Here is a 20,196-nt window from a genome sequence, read left to right on the forward strand (position 1 = left end):
ATCGTTAAGACAATCGAAAAAACAGATACCCTCAAAACGAGAAGAAATATTTTTCAATTTTATTCGGCGAGTAACCTGAACGCCCCCTTCATATTACGCGTAACTGTTTTTTTACAGAATGTTTGTGTTTAGCTTTCCATTATTTCCATATTAAATTTGATACAGAATGAAAAACTCTGTAACTTGTTAAAGTTTTTTAAAAAGTATTCGGATTAATTAAAGGCGGGATTAATGATCCAGGAAAACAAACTACCTATAACCTCATTTACACAGGGTGACGCGAAAACGTTTGAAACCCTGTTCAGGCTATATTATACCCGCTTAACTTTGTTCTCCAATCGTTTTGTAAACGATTTAACCGTTGCCGAAGAAATTACTGCCGATGTGTTCACCCATCTGTGGGAGCGCGGGCATGAGGTCAGTTTTTGCTCATCGGTAAGTTCTTATCTTTTTAAAATGGTGCAAAACCGGAGCCTTAACTACCTTAAGCGCCAGAAAATAGAAAACCTTTACGTTAATTACCTCGAAAAAAACAACCTGTTTGATGAACTGCGTAACACGCTCGAAAACGGACTGGAGGAAAAAGAACTCGCCCTGCAGATAGAAGCTGCCATAGCTACCCTTCCCGAAAAATGCCGCGAGATTTTTGTATTGAGCCGTTTCAGCGATATGAAATATCGCGAAATTGCCGTGCAGCTTAATATCTCCCCTAAAACAGTAGAGCGCCAGATGAGCATCGCCCTCGAAAAACTACGCCAGGTGTTGAAGCATGTGAGTTATATGCTTTTTTAAATTGCCGGTGAGTTACTATATAATAGTTGTAGAAGGGTTGCACGCTTCGGGGGCAGGGCCATGACAGCTGTTCATCTTAAATTCGTGCTTTTTACGAGTGTTTAAATCATCGGAAATTCCATTCCACAAAAAAGCCCGGCGAAACCGGGCGTCTGAAAATCTAATTCATCTGCACATTTGAAACCTGCAAATCTGCATATCAATTACTTAGTATTATCAGCGTTAAATAATTTTGACTTATCTACTTTCTGAACAGCTTGCCCATCGCTAAGCGTTTTTGAAATAGCCGAATATGGAGCTGATACAACTTCTTCGCCACCTTTAAGGCCGGATAAGATCTGGATGTAACTATCGTTCTGGATACCCGTAGTTACCTGTACCTGTTTAAGCTTACCTGCGTTTAGTACAAATACATATTCTTTGGCTACCGGGCTGATTTGTGGTTTACTCTTATCCTCATCAGCTTTCGGCGGACCGTTATTTTCTTTCTTTTCCTCGCGGGTGGTTACCGATTGAATTGGTACCGACAGCGCTTTGGCCGAATTAGTGCTGATATCAACAGTAGCTGTTAACCCCGGACGGAAAGGTGATGGATTATCGGCTGTTTTCTTTAACAGGGCGGCATATGAATCTGCATTGATCCTCACCTTTACAGTAAAGTTTGTTACCTGGTCGGCAGATGTACCTACCACGTTTGCCGAACTACCTATTTCAGTTACCACACCGGTAAATTTCTTGCCTAAAAACGCGTCCACTTCAATTTTTGATGAATCGCCAAGGGAAATGCGGTTGATGTCATTTTCATTCACGTCAACATTCACGTCCATTTTGCTCAGATCAGATATAGTCATGATTTCGGTACCGGCAAATTGCTGGGTCCCCAAAACACGCTCACCTTTTTCAACAGATAGTTTTGAAACCACACCATCAACCGGCGAGTAAATAGTTGTTTTCGCGAGGTTATCCTGTGCTTCCTTAACTGATGCCTGTGATTGTGCCAGGCCATATTGCGAGCCTACCACATTTTGTTTGGCAGCTTCAAGCGATGCTTTAGCGCCTTCATAAGCAGCTTTGGCATTTTCAAATTCCGAAACCGTTAACACTTTTTTATCATAAAGCTCTTTACTGCGCTTGTAAATACCGGCCTGGTTAGCATAAGTAGCTTCGGCTTGTTTAAGCATCTGGCTTGAATTACCTACGCTTGCTTTTTGGGTATTGTACGATGCGATAGCCCGGTCATAACCTGACTTTAAAATGTCGGGCCTGATCTTACAAAGCAATTGGCCTTTTTTAACCACATCACCCTCTTTTATTGGCAGTTCAACCACCTCGCCCGATACTTCGGGGCTTATCTTGACCTCAACATGTGGTTTGATCTTTCCGCTGGCCGATACGGTTTCATTTATTTCGCGTGTTTCGGCCTTTTCGGTAGCTACCTGGGTTAGCGCGGGCTTGCCTATCAGGCCCGTAACCTTAGCAATGATCAGCAGGACAATCAGTGCGCCAAGACCTATCAGAATATATTTAGTAGTTTTTCCCATGACGGTGAATTTGGATATTTTACGGTTAAGATTTTATTAAAGTGTTATAGGGTTACCTAAATAATAGTCGATGACTTTGCTTCTGAAAATCACCTGGTATTGCGCCTCAATCATATCAAACTGTGATTTGTTAAGATTGGTTAGCGATGTATTATAATCAAGCGAGTTAACCAAACCTACTGTATAGCGTTGCTGGATAATATTAAACGCATCTTTATTTGCGTTATAAGTTTGCGTTGCCGATGCATAACGCTTATCGGCCGCCTGTAAATCCCATACCGCCTGGTAGATAATCTTGCTCAAATTGTTGCGGGCCAGTTGTGCTGTAACCTCGGCATTTTGATTTTGCAGTTTTGCTTTCCTAACCGCTGTGCGTGACAGAAACCTGTTAAAAATGGGGATCTGTAAGCTCACCCCTACCGATTGGTTAAAATTATCGCTCAGTTGCCTGAAGAATGGGTTGCTTTTATAGCCAACTTTATAATTAGGCACTACAACCGCCTGTTGCGAATTTTGCACAAAACCAATAGTGTCAAATCTGCCTGTTGGAGTAACACCAAATGGCGTGTTCTTGGCATCAGAAAAGTATGAACCGGCAGCACCAAATAATACTACCGACGGATAGTAGTTGCCTCTTGCTATTTTAACACCCTGCGCCGCAGCTTTTTGACGTTGCTCGGCCAATAACACATCTGGGTTTACTGCAAGAGCGGTTTTTACAACTTCCTGGGCATCGTACACCGTTTTTACATTATTTAACTTACTGATATCCGGCCTTTCAACTTTAATGTCGGTACCAGGGTCCATCTCCATGTATTGCTTTAAGGTCAGTAACGATTGTTCTAACTGATTTTCGGCATTAGTATAGTTAAGGTCGTTGGTTGAGAGCTGTGCTTTGGCCTGCGACAGATCGGCAAGGGTTTGGTTACCAACGTCAAAGTTTTTCTGGGCGCGGTCTAAAGCTATTTTAGATACATCAATCTGCTGCTGGGCGGCTGTTACCAGATCCTGGTTGGTTAGCACCAGCAGGTAAGTAGTAACCACGTTCAATATCAGGTCGTTTTTTACTTTGGCAACGTTGGTTTTGTCGGCATCAAGCAAAATCTTGTTCTGAATTACTGTATTACGTAATTGCCCGCCCTGAAACAGTGTTACCTGCGAGGTAAAGTTACCGTTAACCGCCAGGATGCGCTGGTTGCTGAACTGGTTGGTTGAAGGGTCGATATTACGGCCAAAGTTGAATGAGCCCTGTGGGCTTACGGCTAAATTTGGCAGTTGATTATATTTCGACTGTTTAAGATCTTCGTTAGTGATGGCAGCTGTAAATTCGGCCTGTTTAATGGTAAGGTTACGTTCAAGGGCTAGGTCTACCGCCTTTTGCAAGCCTATTACTTCCTGCGCGCCGGCATTAAAGCCGCAAACCGAAAATGTTATTGTGCAAATGAGCGTTGCTTTAACTGATAGTAATAATTTTAGTTTCATAAGGTTTTTCTATACAATGGTAAGCAACTGTTCATTACATTGCAGTGTTTATTTTTGTTAAATGTTGTTAATAGGGATAAAATACAAACTACCTCATCTGTATGTACCTGGTTAAAACCCCGTGGCTGCTGAAAAAGCTTTATCCCCAACTTACCTGGGAGATAAAATCAACTGACCGTTGCATTTATCTCACTTTTGACGACGGCCCTATACCAATTGTTACACCGGCTGTATTAAATATTTTAAAACAATACAATGCCAAAGCCACCTTTTTTTGCATTGGCGACAATGTACGCAAGCACCCCGATATTTTTGAACAGGTAAAAGCCGGCGGCCATGCCATAGGCAATCATACTTTCAATCATCTCAAAGGGTGGGAAACCGATACCCAAACCTATCTTGATAATTTTTTACAGGCCGATAAATTGCTGGATACATCGTTGTTTCGTCCTCCGTACGGGCGGATAAAAAGGGCGCAGATCCGGGCGCTGAGAACCATAAAGCCTGAGTTGAATATTTTTATGTGGGATGTGCTCAGCGGCGATTTTGATGCGGCCCTTAAACCTGAAGATTGCCTAAAAGGAGTGCTTAAATATACCGAAGCAGGATCGATGGTAGTATTTCATGACAGCATCAAAGCTTTTGATCGATTGGAATATGTACTGCCGCGGGCTTTGGAGGTTTGGAGTAAGGAAGGGTATAGTTTTGAGAGTTTACAGTAGGTAGTTTGCAGTACCCGGGAGGCAGCGGGCAGTCATCTGTTGGCAACTGTAAGTTGTTAAACATTCCCGTTTATTAAATACTGCTTACTGCACAATGAAAACTGCCAGCTGAACACTGCCTACTTTTTATACCTTTGCACCCATGAGCAACGAACTCACCGACAAGGCATTTTGGGCCGGTTACTGGGAATCAAAAAAAGACCTGGCTTTTAATGTGCCGGCTAATTATACTTTTCATAAGCTGCTAAAAAGCATTATCGATACCAACAAACCGGCGTCGGCTATTGAGCTTGGGGGTTTTCCGGGTTATTTTGCCATTTTTTTAAAGAAGTATTTCGGGTTAAAAACTACACTGTTCGATTTTTATGTGCACCCAAAAGTTTTAAAGGAAGTACTGGATGCCAATCAGCTTAATGATCGGGATATTACAGTTATTGAAGGCGACCTGTTCAAATACCAACCCGAAACCGAATATAACCTGGTACTTTCCTGCGGATTGATAGAGCATTTTAATGATACCAAAGGCATTATTGAAAAACACCTCTCTTTCCTTAAACCGGGAGGCACACTGTTTATTACCCTGCCTAACTTTACCGGTGTTAACGGATGGGTACAACGCAACTACGACCTTAATAACTACGAAAAACACAACATCAATAGTATGAACCCTCCATTACTGGCCAGCTATTGCAAGGAACTTGGCTTAAAAAATGTTGAGGCATATTATTACGGCAAATTTTCGGTTTGGCTGGAAGATAAGGCTAACAAGCCTGCCATAGCTAAAGCCATCACCAAACTGGTGTGGGTAGCAGGCAAGGTTTTCACCAAAATCATCCCGGTTGAATCAAAGCTATTATCTCCTTACATTGTGGTTACCGCCACTAAATAATGCTTATTCCTTCGCTTTAAGGAAACTATATTTTGCCAGCTTATGATATAAATATCCGCGCCTTTTCATTGCTTCCGAAAGCGTTTTGTCATCGGCCGGTCCACCGGTTAACTTAGTAACTCCAATTCTTTGGGAGCCATATATACCCGTATGCCCGCTGAAAAGATAGGCTGTGAAACAGGCCACGGCAAACAACAGGGCGTGTTCGCCACCAAAAAGCTCTATACCCATAAAAGTACAGGCCAGGGGGGTATTAGTTGCGCCTGCAAAAACCGCTATGAAACCTAAAGCGGCAAATAAGCTAACCGGTGCATCAAGTAAGCCGGATAGCGTATTGCCCAAAGTAGCGCCAATATAAAACAGCGGTGTTACCTCGCCGCCTTTAAAACCGGTACCTAAGGTTACAGTAGTGTAAATGGTTTTCCAGAGCCAGCTCCAGGTATCAGCGCCGCCGGCATGAAAAGCCGAAGGGATTGTAACAGCACCAACATGTTCGGCATCTACCCCTAAACTTAGGTAATCAGGTTTGCCATTAACAAAAGTAAGCGCGATAATGATCAGTCCGCCAATAAACGGGATCAACCAGGGTGTTTTAATGTATTGGGTAAAAAAACTTTTGATGCCATGTACCATTTTGGCAAAAAGGTAACTGACCAGCCCGAAAGCGATAGAAGCTACTATCGTTTTGATGATCATTAACAGGTCGGTTGAAACATAGCCTGAAAACCAATGCGGGATAACGGGAATAATATCAATATGATAAGGCGTATGATGAACACCCCAGGCGGCCACCGTAATATCGCCGGCAATGCCCGCAATAAGGCAGGGCAGCAGCGCATTATATTGCACCCGGCCTATCGTCAGCACCTCCATGGCAAAAACAGCACCTGTTAACGGCGTACCAAATACCGCACCGAAACCAGCCGCTATACCTGCGGTAAGCACTGTTTGGGTATCAGCTTCATTCAGCTTAAGCCATTTGCCTATCATTTGGGCTAAGCTGCCGCCCATTTGCACCGCCGTTCCCTCGCGCCCGGCCGAGCCGCCAAACAAATGAGTGATAATGGTGGTGATCAGCACCAATGGGGCCATACGCTTGGGGACCCCGCCACCGGGGTTGTGGATTTCATCAATAATTAAATTATTCCCCTTTTCGGCCGGACCGCCAAAAAATTTATAAATGAAAAATATAGCGATACCTGCCAATGGCAGCAAAAACAACAGCCAGTTATGTGCAAACCTAAAATGGATAGCCCAACTCAACAACCACAAGAATAAGGCAACCGCGCTGCCAATAACAACGGCTATGGGGATGATAATGACCGTCCACCGGAGGGCGTTTTTAAGAATTGCGAAATGTTGCGAAGAAAAAAGTTGATTTTGATTTTGCATGTTGCTGATATTTATGTACCCACAAAAAATTAGCACAGGATAAAAGCCCGTGAGTTAATTGTCTGTAGGCGCCATCAGCTTTTTAGGGCGGTTAAGTAGGAAGACACCATTTCCTTTTGTGACGCTAATATAGGTTTCTTTTTGATAAAAATAAAATAGCCTTACTTAGCACGTATGCATGAGTAAGGCTATTTTCCCTTGTCGTTTGAACAGACCGGCTCAAGTTATCTACTTAAGCAACGCTTAGTGTTTCCACATCCTTAAGTGCCAGAAGCATTAATTTACCCTGGTATTCCACCCAGATGTCGGCGAAACTATTCTCATCGTACCCCATAAATTTTAATGGATGACCAATGTGCAGGTTTTTCCATTTCTTTCCGATGTACTTAAGGAGTTGTCCGCTTTTTAGTGTGTGCTTTGCCATAAGTTTTAACTTTTAGGAGTGAAAAACTAAATTAATTAACGAAACCGATAAAATTTAACTTTTAAAGAATATTTTTTGAATTGTATCAGGTTTATTACAACTGTTGGTTAAACAGCTTAGCTTTATTTTGCTCAATTACCTCAAGGTAAAAGTTTTCATATTTGGGCAAAATGGTAGATAATTCAAACTCTTTGGCGTGTGCCAGTGCATTTTCTTTAAATTTAGCCAATCGTTCTTCATCCTCCAAAATAAATATTGCTTTTTCTGCCATACCGTCCACATCTCCTGGCTCTTTCAAAAAGCCTGTTACGCCATCAATATTTAATTCGGGCAAACCACCGGCATTACTGCTGATCACCGGCACTTTACAAGCCATGGCTTCAAGCGCCGCTAAACCAAAACTTTCTGATTGCGATGGCATCAGGAACAAATCGGATACAGAAAGGATCTCTTCAACAGCATCCTGTTTACCTAAAAAGCGTACATTATCAGTAACGCCCAAATCGCGGCAAAGCTGTTCGCACATGGAACGTTCGGGGCCGTCGCCTACCATCAGCAGTTTCGACGGGATCTTTTTAATCACTTTAGCAAAAATCTTCACTACATCTTCGGTACGTTTTACCTTACGGAAGTTAGAGGTATGTACCAGGATCTTTTCGCCCGATGGTGCAATCGCTTTCTTAAAATGATCTTTAGGTTTAAGGCTAAACCTGCTAAGGTCAATAAAGTTAGGGATCACGAGGATATCCTTCTTAATATCAAAAAACTTATAGGTATCCTCTTTAAGGTTTTGCGATACGGCTGTTACACCATCACTTTGGTTGATGGAAAAAGTAACAACCGGTTTAAAGGTGCGGTCTTTACCAACCAACGTAATATCTGTACCGTGCAGCGTAGTTACCACCGGGATGTAAATGCCATAGGTCATTAATATTTGCTTGGCCATAAACGCGGCCGAAGCATGGGGTATAGCATAATGCACATGCAGTACATCCAATTGTTCATGACGCACCACATCAACCAGCCTGCTTGCCAGGGCCAGCTCGTACGGCGGAAAATCGAACAGCGGATAGTTAGAAACCGAAACTTCGTGATAAAACAGGTTTTCGGAAAAGAGATCCAACCGCGCCGGCTGGTTATAGGTCACAAAATGAACCTGGTGACCACGGTCTGCAAGGGCTTTACCAAGTTCAGTGGCAACAACCCCGCTTCCGCCAAAGGTTGGGTAACAAACAATTCCGATCTTCATTAATATGTTTTAATTGGTGCAAGTTTAACTGCAATTTACATCAAATGTGTTAAGCTTGTGTAAAATGATGGATGGATGATAATTACTGCATATTTATTTTGCCGGCGTTGCCAACCATATCTGTTACCGAGTGTTTAAACATACATTAAATCCATAATAAACAACTGATTATCAGCATGAGCAATCATATAAATTTAGCAATAAACGGAATACAACATATCGGCGTGCCGGTAACCAATATTGAAGCATCACAACAATTTTACGCCAGACTGGGCTTTCACAATGTAATGCAAGCCCCTTTTACCGATAACAGCGGTACCGGCACCTGCGTTATGATGCAGCGCGGCAATATGATCATGGAGCTTTACCAATTGCCTGAAGCTTCGCTGGCCGAGATCCGTTCAAGATCAAACGGGCACATTGATCACGTAGCCTTTGATGTTGATGATATCAACCTCGCCTTTAAAACTATTAAAGAAGCTGGCTTCAACGTGATCGAACCAGAGCCCGTGTTTTTACAATTCTGGAAAAATGGCTGCAAATATTTCAACATCACCGGGCCGGATGGCGAACGGTTGGAGTTTAACCAGGTGCTTTGATTTGGGAATTCGGATCTTCGATTTCGGTTTAGTTATACAGATAAAACAGGTCGTCAGGAAATGACAACAAGTCGATTGGTAAGCCGCCTTGCAAATGGGATACTGAAAACAAATATGACTATCCGTTTAGTTATCAACCACAATTCTTTCTAAGGCTATCTAAACATAATCCGCAATTTATTGTCGATATTTATACTATGCTTAAAGCACTTTGTCTCTATATCGCGTTCATCATTTTTACAGCGAGTACATTGCTTGCCCAACAGCCTGCGTTTAAAGGCGGACAGCAGGCGTTTAATGATTTTCTGAAGACAAAGATCATTTATCCTGAATATTCGCGGCAAAATTGTATTTCGGGAACCATCAATGTTTCGTTTATGGTTGATAAAGATGGTGTGGTACATGATGCTAAAGTACAGGATGGCCCCGGTATCGACCTCGACGACGAAGCTTTAAGGGTTATTAAACTTACATCGGGCCAGTGGGTGGTTCCGGCGGGGTATAATCTTAAAACCAATATCGTTCAACCTATCCGTTTTGACCCTGATCCCGCACGTTGCGGGCCTGCCAGCATCCGCGATATGCAAAGCGCCATTGCCAGCTATAAAGCTCAGCAGGAACTGGAAAACGCGGTTACCAATTACTACAGCAACAAATACAAAGGCAAGGCCGATACCACCAAAGAGGCTATCATTATCAACCTCAAAAAACAACTTGGCTATGATGATGATTTTATAAACGATGTACTAAGCCAGGCCGGCGAAAAATTTAAACAAGGCGACAAAGAAGGCGCCTGTCATGACTGGAATTTTATCCGCAACATAGGCAGCGATAAAGCCGATAATTTTATAAAAAAGTATTGCGCCCCCTAACCCCCTAAAGGGGGAATATACAATCAAATTCCCTACCTTGCTCTTGTTATGAAAACCGAACCTGAACTTCGCAAAAAAATAAAAACCTGGGTAATTGTATTTATCATCGGTCTGGTACTAAGTGGTGTAACCGCCTTCCCTATCGAAACTGAACTTGCCTGGCTTGCTAATCATGCCGCTGTACTTCCGGGATTTATGCATGACTGGCTAACCAATGTTTATCTCGCCGTAAAAACAACCAATCAAAACTATCCTTACCTGGCTTATGGTACCGACTGGCTGGCTTTCGGTCACCTTGTTATTGCTATGGCATTTGTTGGTCCGCTGAAAGATCCGGTTAAAAACATTTGGATAATTGAGTTTGGCATGATTGCCTGTGTAATGGTGTTCCCGCTGGCCTTTATTGCCGGCCCAATCCGCGGTATCCCCGTTTACTGGCGGTTCATTGACTGCGGCTTCGGTATTTTTGGGATCATTCCTTTATATATCGTTTACCGGGATATTAAAAAGTTGGAAAAGATGAGCAATCAGAACATTGCTCGTTTACGTTAAAAAAACAGATATTAGCCGGTCAAATTCAATTTATTGCTCATCCGCTATTCCGTTTTTATTCTTTTAAAAATGCCCTCCTTTGCGCGTATGTTAAAACATTTGTACAAAATGTATGAACATATCATTTTTCATGCTATATTGCCCCCGCTAAATCAATTTGAGTACATAAATATGTATTTGCAAATTGTGCTATAAATTATATAACTTTAATTTCTGTTTAACCAATTTTAAACCCATGTACCGGAAGTTGTATTATGTGTGGCTTACAATAGCCATCTGCATGCTGTACACGCTTTATTCCTGCCATTCATCGGGCGGGATAGCCGAAGAACAGGTGCCCGATACCATCAGCTACAACTTTAATATCCGCCCAATACTTTCAGACAAGTGCTATAAATGCCACGGCCCTGATGCTTCTCATCGTGAAGCCGACCTTAGGCTTGATCTTCCGGAGAGCGCCTATAAGGCATTAAAAGATAACCCATCTTCGCACGCGCTTGTCCCCGGAGATCCTATGCAATCGGAGGTTTATCGCCGAATCTCTACCAAAGACACCACCGAGCAGATGCCGCCGGCGTCATCCAATTTAAAGAGGTTATCACCCTATGAAGTTGAACTCATTCACAAATGGATAAAACAGGGCGCCAAATATGAAAAACATTGGGCTTTTGTCGCTCCGCGAAATTACCCGGTTCCGCAGGTAAAAAACGCGGCATGGCCTAAAAATGCTATCGATAATTTCGTACTGCAAAAAATGGAGCAGGCCCGCCTGGAACCGAATCCCGAAGCGGATAAAGAACGCCTGCTGAAACGCATTTCACTCGATTTGACCGGTCTGCCGCCATCTCTTGCTTTAATGGATAAGTTCCTGGCCGATAAAAGCGCCAATGCTTACGAAAAAATGGTGGACAAGCTGATGGCAACTCCGCAATACGGCGAAAAAATGGCGCTGCACTGGCTGGATGTTGCCCGCTATGCCGACTCGCACGGTTATCAGGATGATAATTACCGCACCCAATGGCCATGGCGCGACTGGGTGATCCATGCCTATAACGAAAACCTGCCTTATGATAAGTTTATTACCTGGCAGCTGGCGGGCGATCAGCTCCCCAACGCCACTAAGGAGCAGTTGCTGGCTACAGGCTTTAACCGCAACCATAAAATAACCGAAGAAGGAGGCGTAATTGATGAGGAATACCGGGTTAGTTATGTAACTGACCGAACCAATACCTTCGGCAAAGCACTATTGGGCGTCACATTGGAATGCGCTCATTGTCATGATCATAAATACGACCCTTTTTCGCAAAAAGAATACTACCAGGTTTATGCCTTTTTTAACAATGTGAAGGAAGTGGGACTGCAGTCAACCGTGGGCGGGCCCGAAACCTATGCTAAAAACCCCATGATGAAGATCAGCAATGAGGATGTTAAAAAGATCCTGACTTTTGTGAATAAGCGCGATACCGATAAGCTCATCGTATCCATCATGACGGATAGTGACAAGGTGCGGCCAACTTATATTCTTAAGCGAGGCAACTACGATGCCCACGGCGATGAGGTGCAGGCCGGTACGCCCAAATCCATTTTGCCATTTACCAATAACTACCCAAAAAACCGCTTAGGTCTGGCCGAATGGCTGTTCAATAAAAACAACCCGCTTACCGCACGTGTATTTGTAAACCAAATGTGGCAGGAGTTTTTCGGCAAGGGCATCGTAAAAAGCTCCGGCGACTTCGGTATGCAGGGCGACCTGCCATCGCACCCGGAATTGCTTGACTGGCTCGCGGTTGATTTCCGCGATCATGGCTGGAATATTAAACGGCTGGTAAAGCAGATGGTAATGTCGGCCACTTACAGGCAATCGGCAGCAGCCACACCCGAAAAACTGAAGGAAGATCCGGATAATACTTTATTAGCCCGGGGCCCAAGAGGCCGTTTACCGGCCGAATTTGTGCGCGATTTGGTGCTGGCCAGCAGCGGGCTGCTTAATCCAACCATCGGCGGCCCGAGTGTTAACCCTTACCAGCCGCCCGGCCTTTGGGAAAATGCCACATCGGGCAGGGGGATTTTGGCGAATTACAAACAGGTGCATGGGCCAAACCTGTACCGCAGGGGAATGTATACCCTAATTAAACGTACCGTTCCGCCAGCATCCTTAGGTATTTTTGATGCCAGCAACCGCGACCAGTGCGAAGTAAAACGCCTGCGTACCAATACCCCATTGCAGGCACTGGTAATGCTCAATGACCCAACCGTATTGGAAAGCGCGAGGGTTTTAGCTGCAAAGCTTTTGCAGGATAAAAGCACGCAGACAGCAAAGATCACCAAAGCTTTCCGGTTGATCCTCTGCCGCCATCCGCAGGAAAAAGAACTGGCTATTTTAACTTCGTACTATACAGATGAACTAAAAACCATGAAAAAGGCCGATGCCGAAAAATTGCTAACCGTGGGCGAATACCCGGTACCGGCCAATTTGGATAAAATAACACTGGCAGCTATGATGAAAGTGGTTGATACCATGTATAATCTGGAAGAAGCCATAACAAAAACCTGAGCACATGGAAAAAGATTTTTTAGAAAACAGGCTTAACATCAACCGGCGCAGGTTTCTATCCAGGCTCAGTTTGGGTATTGGCAGCGTGGCATTGGGTTCATTGCTCATTCCTGATCTGTTTAGCGGCAAGGGAGATGAAGCCGAGGCTGATTTTATCCCCGGCATCCCCAACTTTGCGCCAAAGGCCAAACGGGTAATCTACCTGTTCCAGGATGGGGCTCCCTCACAACTGGAGTCGTTTGATTACAAGCCCAAGCTGCGTGAAATGATGGGGCAGGAACTGCCGGCATCCGTACGCGGCAACCAGATCCTGACAGGTATGACGGCCAAGCAGGCTTCGTTCCCGCTGGTAGGTTCATTTTATGATTTTAAGCAATATGGCGAGTCGCGCGCCTGGATCAGCGATATGTTCCCGCACATAGGCAAAATTGCCGATGACATCTGCATTATTAAATCGCTTAACACCGATGCCATCAATCATGATCCGGCACTTACCTTTTTCCAAACCGGGGCACAGCAGGGCAACCGGCCCAGCATGGGCTCGTGGGTAAGCTACGGCCTCGGCAGCGAAAACAAAAACCTGCCGGCTTTCACCGTATTGCTATCTAAAGGCAAGGGAAACGGGCAGGGTGTTTACTCCAAATTGTGGAGTAATGGCTTCTTAGATTCCATTCACCAGGGCGTACAGTTCAGCAGCGGCGAAGACCCAATCCTGCACCTGAATGATCCGGAAGGACTGAACCGCCACGAACGCCGCAAAATGCTGGATAAACTGGCCGAGCTCAATGACATGAACTATAAGGAGTTCGGTGATCCGGAAATAAACACCAAGGTGCAGCAGTACGAAATGGCTTACCGCATGCAAACCGCCGTACCCGAAATTATGGACGTAAGCAAGGAGTCGGACGATATTGTGAAGATGTACGGGCCGGAGTGCCTTATTCCCGGCACTTATGCAGCTAACTGTTTGCTGGCCCGCAAGCTTTCAGAAAACGGTGTTCGCTTTGTACAGCTTTACCACCAGGGCTGGGACCAGCACAGCAACCTGCCACAGGAAATGGCCGGGCAAGCTAAAGATGTAGACCAGGCATCCGCAGCACTGGTTACTGATTTGAAACAACGTGGCCTGTTGGATGAAACACTGGTAATCTGGGGCGGTGAGTTCGGGCGAACCAATTACAGCCAGGGTAAACTGGAAAAAAACAATTACGGTCGCGACCATCACCCCCGCTGTTTCAGTATCTGGATGGCCGGCGGTGGTATTAAACCGGGCATCGTTTACGGCGAAACAGATGAGTTTGGCTACAACATCGTAAAAGATCCGGTGCACGTACATGATTTTCATGCCACTATATTAAATCAATTGGGTATAGACCATAAAAAACTAACTTATAAAAGCCAGGGCCGCAGGTACAGATTAACGGACGTGGCGGGGAATGTGGTGAAGGGGATCATAGCATAAACCCCACCCAAACCCTCCCCAAGGGAGAGGGCTTTAAAAACAAATTAACTGCCGCGGGATTAGCGCAGCGTATCCCGTGGTGAACCATAAAGTAAGCTTTCAGCTTACACAATTTCGGCTGAAAGCTGAAATGATGCGAACCACGGGGCACGGTCCCGCAGCAGCAATTAAAGTAAATCAATAAAATATCAGCGAAATCAACGCAATCATAAAAATCAACGGTATGGAAAGAAGAGAATTTATCAAGCACACTTCAGTTTTATCAGCAGGCTTTTTTATAGCCAAAGATTTGTTAGCGAAAGACGACGGCCCAATTTACGGTCATGGTAATATGCGCTATCGCATGGATAAAAACTGGAGCAAGGCCGATTCGCAGAAGAACCCGGTGAATGATTGCCATGAGATGGTACAGGATTCAAAAGGCCGCATTTTACTGCTCACTAACGAGACTAAGAACAATGTACTCATTTATAATAAATCGGGCAAGCTGCTAAGTACCTGGGGGCATGATTTCCCCGGCGCACATGGCCTCACCCTGTTTAATGAAAACGGCACCGAAGTACTGTTCATAACCGATACCGTAAAACACCAGGTTTATAAAACCACGCTTGATGGCCGTATTTTAATGACCATTAATGTGCCGCTCGAAACCGGCGTTTACAAAAAAGCCGAAGAATTTGTGCCTACCGAAACTACTATCGACAGCAATGGCGACATTTTTATTGCCGATGGCTACGGTGCGCAATACGTTACCCATTATGATAAAGATGGCAAACTGAAAGGCTTCTTCGGTGGTAAAGGTGAGGGCGACGAACACCTGGATAATGCGCACGGTATCGTGATTGACAGACGATATGATACACCCACATTGCTGGTTACCGATCGTACCCGTAATTGCTTTAAACGCTTTAGTATGGATGGAAAACTACAGGAAGTGATCAAGCTTCCGGGAGCCTGCGTTTGCCGCCCGGTAATTAAGGGCGATCATTTGTATGCTGCCGTACTTCGCTCACCCGACCTGAGCAAGGAGAATACCGGCTTTACTACCATATTAGATAAAAACAACAAAGTAGTATCCAACCTTGGCGGTACCGAGCCAGTGTATACCGACGGCGTACTGCAACCAATGGCCCAGGCCGAAAAGATTTTCCTGAACCCACATGATGTGTGTGTGGATAACGACGAGAATTTGTACGTAGCCCAATGGGCATCAGGCAAGGTATATCCTTATAAATTCACAAGGGTTTAATTAATACACATATAGCCCGGCGTATATGAAAAGCAGCCACAAAGGTTTTGCGGAAGGGACATTATTTGCCCTTAATATTTTTATTGTAGTGCTGCTTATAGCCGGCGATAGCCTGGTTGTGCCCCGCTGGCTGCAACCGGTTGGCCGCATGCACCCGCTGATCCTGCATTTTCCCATCGTGATACTGATGCTGGCCATGGTGATGGAGTTTTTCCGTTACCGGGCCGAGTTTATTAACGAAAAACTGTATCAAACTTTCACAAGCTACCTGCTGCTGCTGGGTGCTTTACTGTCGTCAATAACGGTGATCATGGGCTTGTTCCTTTCAAGGGAACCGGGTTATGAGGGCGATACTTTGCAATGGCATAAATGGTTTGGGGTAAGCGTTGCTTTTGCCGGGTACGGCGTATATCTCATCCGTCACACCTCAAAGTATACGGTAAGGCTGGCCAAAGCCGGAGCTATAATAACCGTTTTCTGTTTAATTGTTGCCGGACACCTTGGCGGCAACCTTACCCATGGCAATGATTTTGTTTTGGGCCCGGTAATGGATAAGAGCAAAAACGTGGTACCGATAGACCAGGCCCTGGTTTATAACGATGTGATCCGCCCTATATTTGAGGTTAAATGCCAAAGCTGCCATAATATCGATAAAAAGAAAGGTGGCCTAATGCTTACCGATTCGGCAGCGATAATGAAAGGCGGCAAAACCGGCAAACTATTCATAGCCGGCGACCCGGCCATGAGCCTGCTGCTGCAACGTGTGCACCTGCCCGAAACCGAAAAAAAACACATGCCGCCAACCGGCAAGACACAACTTACTGATGATGAAAAAATGCTCCTTTACCTGTGGGTAAAAAGCAAAGCACGCTTCGGCAAAAAAGTGATCGAACTGCCAGCTAACGATTCGTTACGGCTGATAGCCGCCACCCGTTTAAAGCCCGCCGAAAGCGAAGAAGAGGTTTATGACTTTTCGGCAGCCAATGAAAAAGAAATTCAAAAGCTGAACAACAACTACCGGGTGGTTTACCCGCTGGCCAGCGAGTCGCCGGCGCTCGCGGTTAATATTTACAATAAAAGCACCTATAATGTAAAAGTGCTGGAAGAGTTAAGTTCTATAAAAAAACAGGTGGTATCGCTCGATCTGAACAAGATGCCCGTAAAGGATGCTGACCTGAAAGCCATCGCCAAATTTGAAAACCTTCGCAAGATAAACCTGAACTTCAGCGATGTTACGGGCAAGGGTTTAAAGGAATTAGCAGGTTTAAAATATCTCAAAAGTATTTCATTAACAGGTGTTAAACTTAATATAGCCGACGTAAAACAGCTCGTCGCTATAAAAAGCCTTAATGAACTGGCGATATGGGACAGCGGCCTGAACCCGGCCGACCTGCAATTGCTTCAAAAACAAAACCCCAAACTTAGCCTGTTAACCGGCTTTAAGGATGATGGTAAGGCGCTTAAGCTCACCAGTCCGCAGTTAAAAAATACGGCAGTTATATTTAAGCAGAATTATGTTTTGCAACTTAGCAACCCTATAAAAGGTGCGGATATCCGGTACACTATTGATGGTTCGGCGCCCGATAGCATCAAGGCTGCATCTTACAAACCAGGCATCGTATTTACACAAAGTACGGTGATCAGGACAAGGGCGTTTAAAGCCGGATGGATTGGCAGCGATACCGTACAATTCAATGTTTATAAATGTGCCTACACGCCCGATAGTATCAGCTTTATCAAATATCCCGACGACAAATACAAAGGCGATGGCGCTAAAACAATTATCGATAAAGAATTAGGCGGCGACAATTTTGGCAACGGAAAATGGGTTGCATCGCAAAAGGATCTGGCGGTGATCATGTGGTTTAATAAACCGATTGATCTGCATTCGGTTAGTCTCAATGTAATGCGTAATACAGGTTCCCAGATCTTTTTACCCGCCGGGGTTGAGGTTTGGGGAGGCTCTGATCAAAACCATCTCAAGCTGTTGAGCACACTTAAAACAGGGGTACCAAAAAAGTCTGATCCGTTTGCTTTGATTCCATTGGAATGTAAGTTAAAATCCGAACAAAAGATATCCTGCATCAAACTGGTTGCCCAATCGCTTAAAAGCGTGCCGGCATGGCATCCGGCCAAAGGCAAACCGGGCTGGGTGTTTTTGGATGAGGTGTTTTTGAATTGAGGCCAAACAATTTGCGCCCATCTGTGATTCTTTAACATACCATCTGGACAAAAAGGAACCCTGGAGCATACAAGCTATTAAATGCCTTACCTAAGAAACTGTTTAAATTTGACGAATGTCGTACAGGTAAATAAAACTTCATTGCCGTTGGTTTTAACCAACGGAATAAAGCATTCACAACAAGAGGGCTTCAGCCCAAATCCGCTTGCATAATTAGGCTAAAGCCAGGAGTTTTCGGCTCTTAATCCGTTGGTTAAAACCAACGGCAATTAATATTCTCCTTTCTTAAACAGCTTCTTAGAAAAGAAAAACGGAAGCATCGGCCCGGAGCCAGGTTATTATCTTGCAAAAGGCTCAGAAAAGTAGTTAGGCTCACTTTTTCTCTCATTCGCCAATCTGCATAATATTTCATTAATTTGCTTAGCCGATTAAAACCAGGCAGCGATATTTCTATTATTTATTGATGGATAAAAAATTAAACAAGATCACAGTTGTTGGCGGGGGGAGCTGGGCTACGGCCAATATCAAAATGCTTATCGACAACACCACCCCAAAAGAAATTTTTTGGTGGATGCGTAACGCCGAAGCTGTGGAACATCTGCAAAAGTTTGCGCGTAACCCGCATTACCTGAGTTCGGTGGAGATCAAACTTCCCGAACAAAATATATCTACCGATCTGAAACCACTCATAGCGGCTGCGGACATTGTGTTGCTTAATGTACCGGCTGCTTTTTTGAAAGATGCGCTAAAAGATATAACTGCTGCCGATCTGAAAGGGAAAAAGATAGTATCGGCTATAAAAGGTATCGTGCCCGATGAAAACCTGATAATTGCCGAGTTTCTTCATCAAAAATACGATATATCGTTTGATGATTTTATGGTAATCAGCGGGCCGTGCCACGCCGAGGAAGTGGCGCTCGAAAAATTATCATATTTAACTATAGCTTCCGGAGATACAAAACTTGCCTCACAGTTTGCGGGAATGATCAATACCCGGTATATCAAAACAAACATTTCTGATGATATCTATGGTACAGAATACGGGGCTGTTTTGAAGAATGTATACGCCATTGCCAGTGGTATTTGCCATGGTGTGGGCTATGGAGATAATTTCCAGGCGGTGCTGATATCAAACGCCATTCGCGAATTAGAGCGTTTTGTCGCCGCTGTACATCCTATCGACAGGGATATTAAAGAGTCGGCTTACCTGGGCGATTTGCTTGTTACGGCCTACTCGCAATTTAGTCGTAACCGCACCTTCGGCAACATGATAGGCAAGGGATATACAGTAACATCGGCCCAACTGGAAATGAACATGATTGCCGAGGGGTACTATGCAGTAAATTGCCTACACGAGGTTAATAAGCAATACGGCGTGAGCATCCCTATTTGCGAAGCTGTTTATGCAATTTTATATCAAAAACGCTCACCTGTAGTAGAAATGAGAAATTTGGCCGAGAAATTGAGTTGATTTTATTAAAGAAACTTAATTACTGTCAATATGAAAAATCTGTTTAAAATAGCCCTGTTTGCTGCCGGTACATTTATGGTTAGCCCAGGCTTTGCCCAAACGCATAAGGATTCAACCCTCGGTGGGAAGATCAGCAAAACCACAAAAAAAATAGGCCATAAAACATCCGAAATTGCGGCTAAAGGCGCAGCTACGGTAGCTGATAAGAAATATGCCGGCAAGGCTGGCCCTAATGGCGAAACCATTTACATTGATAAATATTCGCATTATTTTTATGTGAATAAAAAAGGTCACCGGGTTTATCTGAAAAAATCTGAACTGATTGATAAACCTACACAATAATTAAATTCAACAAAGGCGTAAGCCGTTCTAAAAAATCCTGATCCGTCATGAAAAAGTTTGCTCCCATATTTGCTGCAGTTGCAGGCATGTTATTGATATACGCTTGTTCTCAGCCGCCGGCCGCCAATAAAAAGCTGGAAGGTAACTGGAAATCAAAAGATGGTGCTACCAAGCTTTCGATAACGGATAAAGATTTTATTATGGACGACGGACAGGCCAGCAAAGAGGATTATTTTGTAAAAAATGATACGATTTACACCTCATACCAGGGGAGCAGGCCTTATACCAAGTTTTTTATTAAGGAACTTACCGACAGTAAGCTAACGCTTTGTTATCCTGATTCGGATATCGTTGAATTTAGCCGTTAATGTAGGCTGAAAGCTGAATGCCTAAAACCGAAAGCTCATAAGTTTAATGGATGG

18 protein-coding genes and 1 riboswitch are annotated in these 20,196 nt (G+C 44.2%); of the genes, 13 read left to right on the forward strand and 5 right to left on the reverse strand.

The window, feature by feature from the left end; translation table 11 throughout:
• Positions 1–231 precede the first annotated feature (231 nt).
• Positions 232–792: an RNA polymerase sigma-70 factor gene (locus tag ACEN82_RS22420; protein WP_413322623.1), complete on the forward strand. Its 561-nt coding sequence runs from the start codon at positions 232–234 to the stop codon at positions 790–792.
• Positions 793–995: 203 nt separating this feature from the next.
• Here the strand turns inward: ACEN82_RS22420 and ACEN82_RS22425 are convergent, their stop codons facing one another.
• Positions 996–2,333, reverse strand: coding sequence for an efflux RND transporter periplasmic adaptor subunit (locus ACEN82_RS22425; RefSeq protein WP_090530676.1), 1,338 nt, complete (start codon positions 2,331–2,333; stop codon positions 996–998).
• 36 nt (positions 2,334–2,369) lie between these two features.
• A complete protein-coding gene (locus ACEN82_RS22430; RefSeq protein ID WP_413322624.1) occupies positions 2,370–3,815 on the reverse strand; it encodes a TolC family protein in 1,446 nt (481 codons plus the stop codon).
• Between the two features lie 101 nt (positions 3,816–3,916).
• On the opposite strand from ACEN82_RS22430, the gene ACEN82_RS22435 reads away from it, so the two are divergent.
• Positions 3,917–4,537, forward strand: coding sequence for a polysaccharide deacetylase family protein (locus ACEN82_RS22435; protein ID WP_413322625.1), 621 nt, complete (start codon positions 3,917–3,919; stop codon positions 4,535–4,537).
• Between the two features lie 142 nt (positions 4,538–4,679).
• Complete coding sequence (locus ACEN82_RS22440) at positions 4,680–5,426, forward strand: class I SAM-dependent methyltransferase (RefSeq protein ID WP_413322626.1); 747 nt, start codon at positions 4,680–4,682, stop codon at positions 5,424–5,426.
• 3 nt (positions 5,427–5,429) lie between these two features.
• Here ACEN82_RS22440 and ACEN82_RS22445 read toward each other — a convergent pair whose 3' ends face one another.
• From ACEN82_RS22445 to bshA, 3 genes are all read right to left on the reverse strand, one after another.
• Positions 5,430–6,818, reverse strand: a complete 1,389-nt coding sequence (locus tag ACEN82_RS22445) for a voltage-gated chloride channel family protein (protein WP_413322627.1) — start codon at positions 6,816–6,818, stop codon at positions 5,430–5,432.
• Between the two features lie 58 nt (positions 6,819–6,876).
• A riboswitch (Fluoride riboswitch) is annotated at positions 6,877–6,941 on the reverse strand.
• Positions 6,942–7,050: 109 nt separating this feature from the next.
• Positions 7,051–7,242 (reverse strand): hypothetical protein, encoded by a 192-nt coding sequence (locus tag ACEN82_RS22450; RefSeq protein WP_090530691.1) that lies wholly within the window; start codon positions 7,240–7,242, stop codon positions 7,051–7,053.
• 94 nt (positions 7,243–7,336) lie between these two features.
• Positions 7,337–8,491: an N-acetyl-alpha-D-glucosaminyl L-malate synthase BshA gene (gene bshA, locus ACEN82_RS22455; protein ID WP_176625432.1), complete on the reverse strand. Its 1,155-nt coding sequence runs from the start codon at positions 8,489–8,491 to the stop codon at positions 7,337–7,339.
• Positions 8,492–8,667: 176 nt separating this feature from the next.
• Between bshA and ACEN82_RS22460 the strand changes: the two genes are divergently transcribed.
• The 10 genes from ACEN82_RS22460 (at position 8,668) to ACEN82_RS22505 (ending at position 20,142) form a co-directional block, all read left to right on the forward strand.
• Positions 8,668–9,090, forward strand: a complete 423-nt coding sequence (locus tag ACEN82_RS22460; protein WP_090530694.1) for a VOC family protein — start codon at positions 8,668–8,670, stop codon at positions 9,088–9,090.
• 197 nt (positions 9,091–9,287) lie between these two features.
• Entirely contained in the window at positions 9,288–9,962 is a 675-nt protein-coding gene (locus ACEN82_RS22465; RefSeq protein ID WP_413322628.1) for an energy transducer TonB, read from the forward strand.
• Between the two features lie 48 nt (positions 9,963–10,010).
• Positions 10,011–10,514, forward strand: a complete 504-nt coding sequence (locus ACEN82_RS22470; protein ID WP_413322629.1) for a hypothetical protein — start codon at positions 10,011–10,013, stop codon at positions 10,512–10,514.
• Positions 10,515–10,749: 235 nt separating this feature from the next.
• A complete protein-coding gene (locus ACEN82_RS22475) occupies positions 10,750–13,068 on the forward strand; it encodes a PSD1 and planctomycete cytochrome C domain-containing protein (RefSeq protein WP_413322630.1) in 2,319 nt (772 codons plus the stop codon).
• A 4-nt stretch (positions 13,069–13,072) separates the two neighbouring features.
• Positions 13,073–14,530, forward strand: a complete 1,458-nt coding sequence (locus ACEN82_RS22480) for a DUF1501 domain-containing protein (RefSeq protein WP_413322631.1) — start codon at positions 13,073–13,075, stop codon at positions 14,528–14,530.
• 223 nt (positions 14,531–14,753) lie between these two features.
• Positions 14,754–15,779 (forward strand): NHL repeat-containing protein, encoded by a 1,026-nt coding sequence (locus tag ACEN82_RS22485; RefSeq protein ID WP_112651206.1) that lies wholly within the window; start codon positions 14,754–14,756, stop codon positions 15,777–15,779.
• A 25-nt stretch (positions 15,780–15,804) separates the two neighbouring features.
• Positions 15,805–17,961 (forward strand): DUF2231 domain-containing protein, encoded by a 2,157-nt coding sequence (locus ACEN82_RS22490; RefSeq protein ID WP_413320194.1) that lies wholly within the window; start codon positions 15,805–15,807, stop codon positions 17,959–17,961.
• A 463-nt stretch (positions 17,962–18,424) separates the two neighbouring features.
• Complete coding sequence (locus ACEN82_RS22495) at positions 18,425–19,432, forward strand: NAD(P)H-dependent glycerol-3-phosphate dehydrogenase (RefSeq protein ID WP_413320192.1); 1,008 nt, start codon at positions 18,425–18,427, stop codon at positions 19,430–19,432.
• A 30-nt stretch (positions 19,433–19,462) separates the two neighbouring features.
• Positions 19,463–19,774: a hypothetical protein gene (locus ACEN82_RS22500; protein WP_188834325.1), complete on the forward strand. Its 312-nt coding sequence runs from the start codon at positions 19,463–19,465 to the stop codon at positions 19,772–19,774.
• A gap of 47 nt (positions 19,775–19,821) precedes the next feature.
• Entirely contained in the window at positions 19,822–20,142 is a 321-nt protein-coding gene (locus tag ACEN82_RS22505) for a hypothetical protein (RefSeq protein WP_090530718.1), read from the forward strand.
• Positions 20,143–20,196: the final 54 nt, after the last annotated feature.

The organism is Mucilaginibacter sp. Mucisp73, assembly GCF_059491465.1.

Coding starts and splice junctions, on each gene's coding strand:
- ACEN82_RS22485 (WP_112651206.1), top strand. CDS start 14,754: ATGGAAAGAAGAGAATTTATCAAGCACACTTCAGTTTTATCAGCAGGC.
- ACEN82_RS22500 (WP_188834325.1), top strand. CDS start 19,463: ATGAAAAATCTGTTTAAAATAGCCCTGTTTGCTGCCGGTACATTTATG.
- ACEN82_RS22475 (WP_413322630.1), top strand. CDS start 10,750: ATGTACCGGAAGTTGTATTATGTGTGGCTTACAATAGCCATCTGCATG.
- ACEN82_RS22430 (WP_413322624.1), bottom strand. CDS start 3,815: ATGAAACTAAAATTATTACTATCAGTTAAAGCAACGCTCATTTGCACA.
- ACEN82_RS22420 (WP_413322623.1), top strand. CDS start 232: ATGATCCAGGAAAACAAACTACCTATAACCTCATTTACACAGGGTGAC.
- ACEN82_RS22465 (WP_413322628.1), top strand. CDS start 9,288: ATGCTTAAAGCACTTTGTCTCTATATCGCGTTCATCATTTTTACAGCG.
- ACEN82_RS22490 (WP_413320194.1), top strand. CDS start 15,805: ATGAAAAGCAGCCACAAAGGTTTTGCGGAAGGGACATTATTTGCCCTT.
- ACEN82_RS22460 (WP_090530694.1), top strand. CDS start 8,668: ATGAGCAATCATATAAATTTAGCAATAAACGGAATACAACATATCGGC.
- ACEN82_RS22440 (WP_413322626.1), top strand. CDS start 4,680: ATGAGCAACGAACTCACCGACAAGGCATTTTGGGCCGGTTACTGGGAA.
- ACEN82_RS22480 (WP_413322631.1), top strand. CDS start 13,073: ATGGAAAAAGATTTTTTAGAAAACAGGCTTAACATCAACCGGCGCAGG.
- ACEN82_RS22495 (WP_413320192.1), top strand. CDS start 18,425: ATGGATAAAAAATTAAACAAGATCACAGTTGTTGGCGGGGGGAGCTGG.
- bshA (WP_176625432.1), bottom strand. CDS start 8,491: ATGAAGATCGGAATTGTTTGTTACCCAACCTTTGGCGGAAGCGGGGTT.
- ACEN82_RS22425 (WP_090530676.1), bottom strand. CDS start 2,333: ATGGGAAAAACTACTAAATATATTCTGATAGGTCTTGGCGCACTGATT.
- ACEN82_RS22450 (WP_090530691.1), bottom strand. CDS start 7,242: ATGGCAAAGCACACACTAAAAAGCGGACAACTCCTTAAGTACATCGGA.
- ACEN82_RS22435 (WP_413322625.1), top strand. CDS start 3,917: ATGTACCTGGTTAAAACCCCGTGGCTGCTGAAAAAGCTTTATCCCCAA.
- ACEN82_RS22470 (WP_413322629.1), top strand. CDS start 10,011: ATGAAAACCGAACCTGAACTTCGCAAAAAAATAAAAACCTGGGTAATT.
- ACEN82_RS22505 (WP_090530718.1), top strand. CDS start 19,822: ATGAAAAAGTTTGCTCCCATATTTGCTGCAGTTGCAGGCATGTTATTG.
- ACEN82_RS22445 (WP_413322627.1), bottom strand. CDS start 6,818: ATGCAAAATCAAAATCAACTTTTTTCTTCGCAACATTTCGCAATTCTT.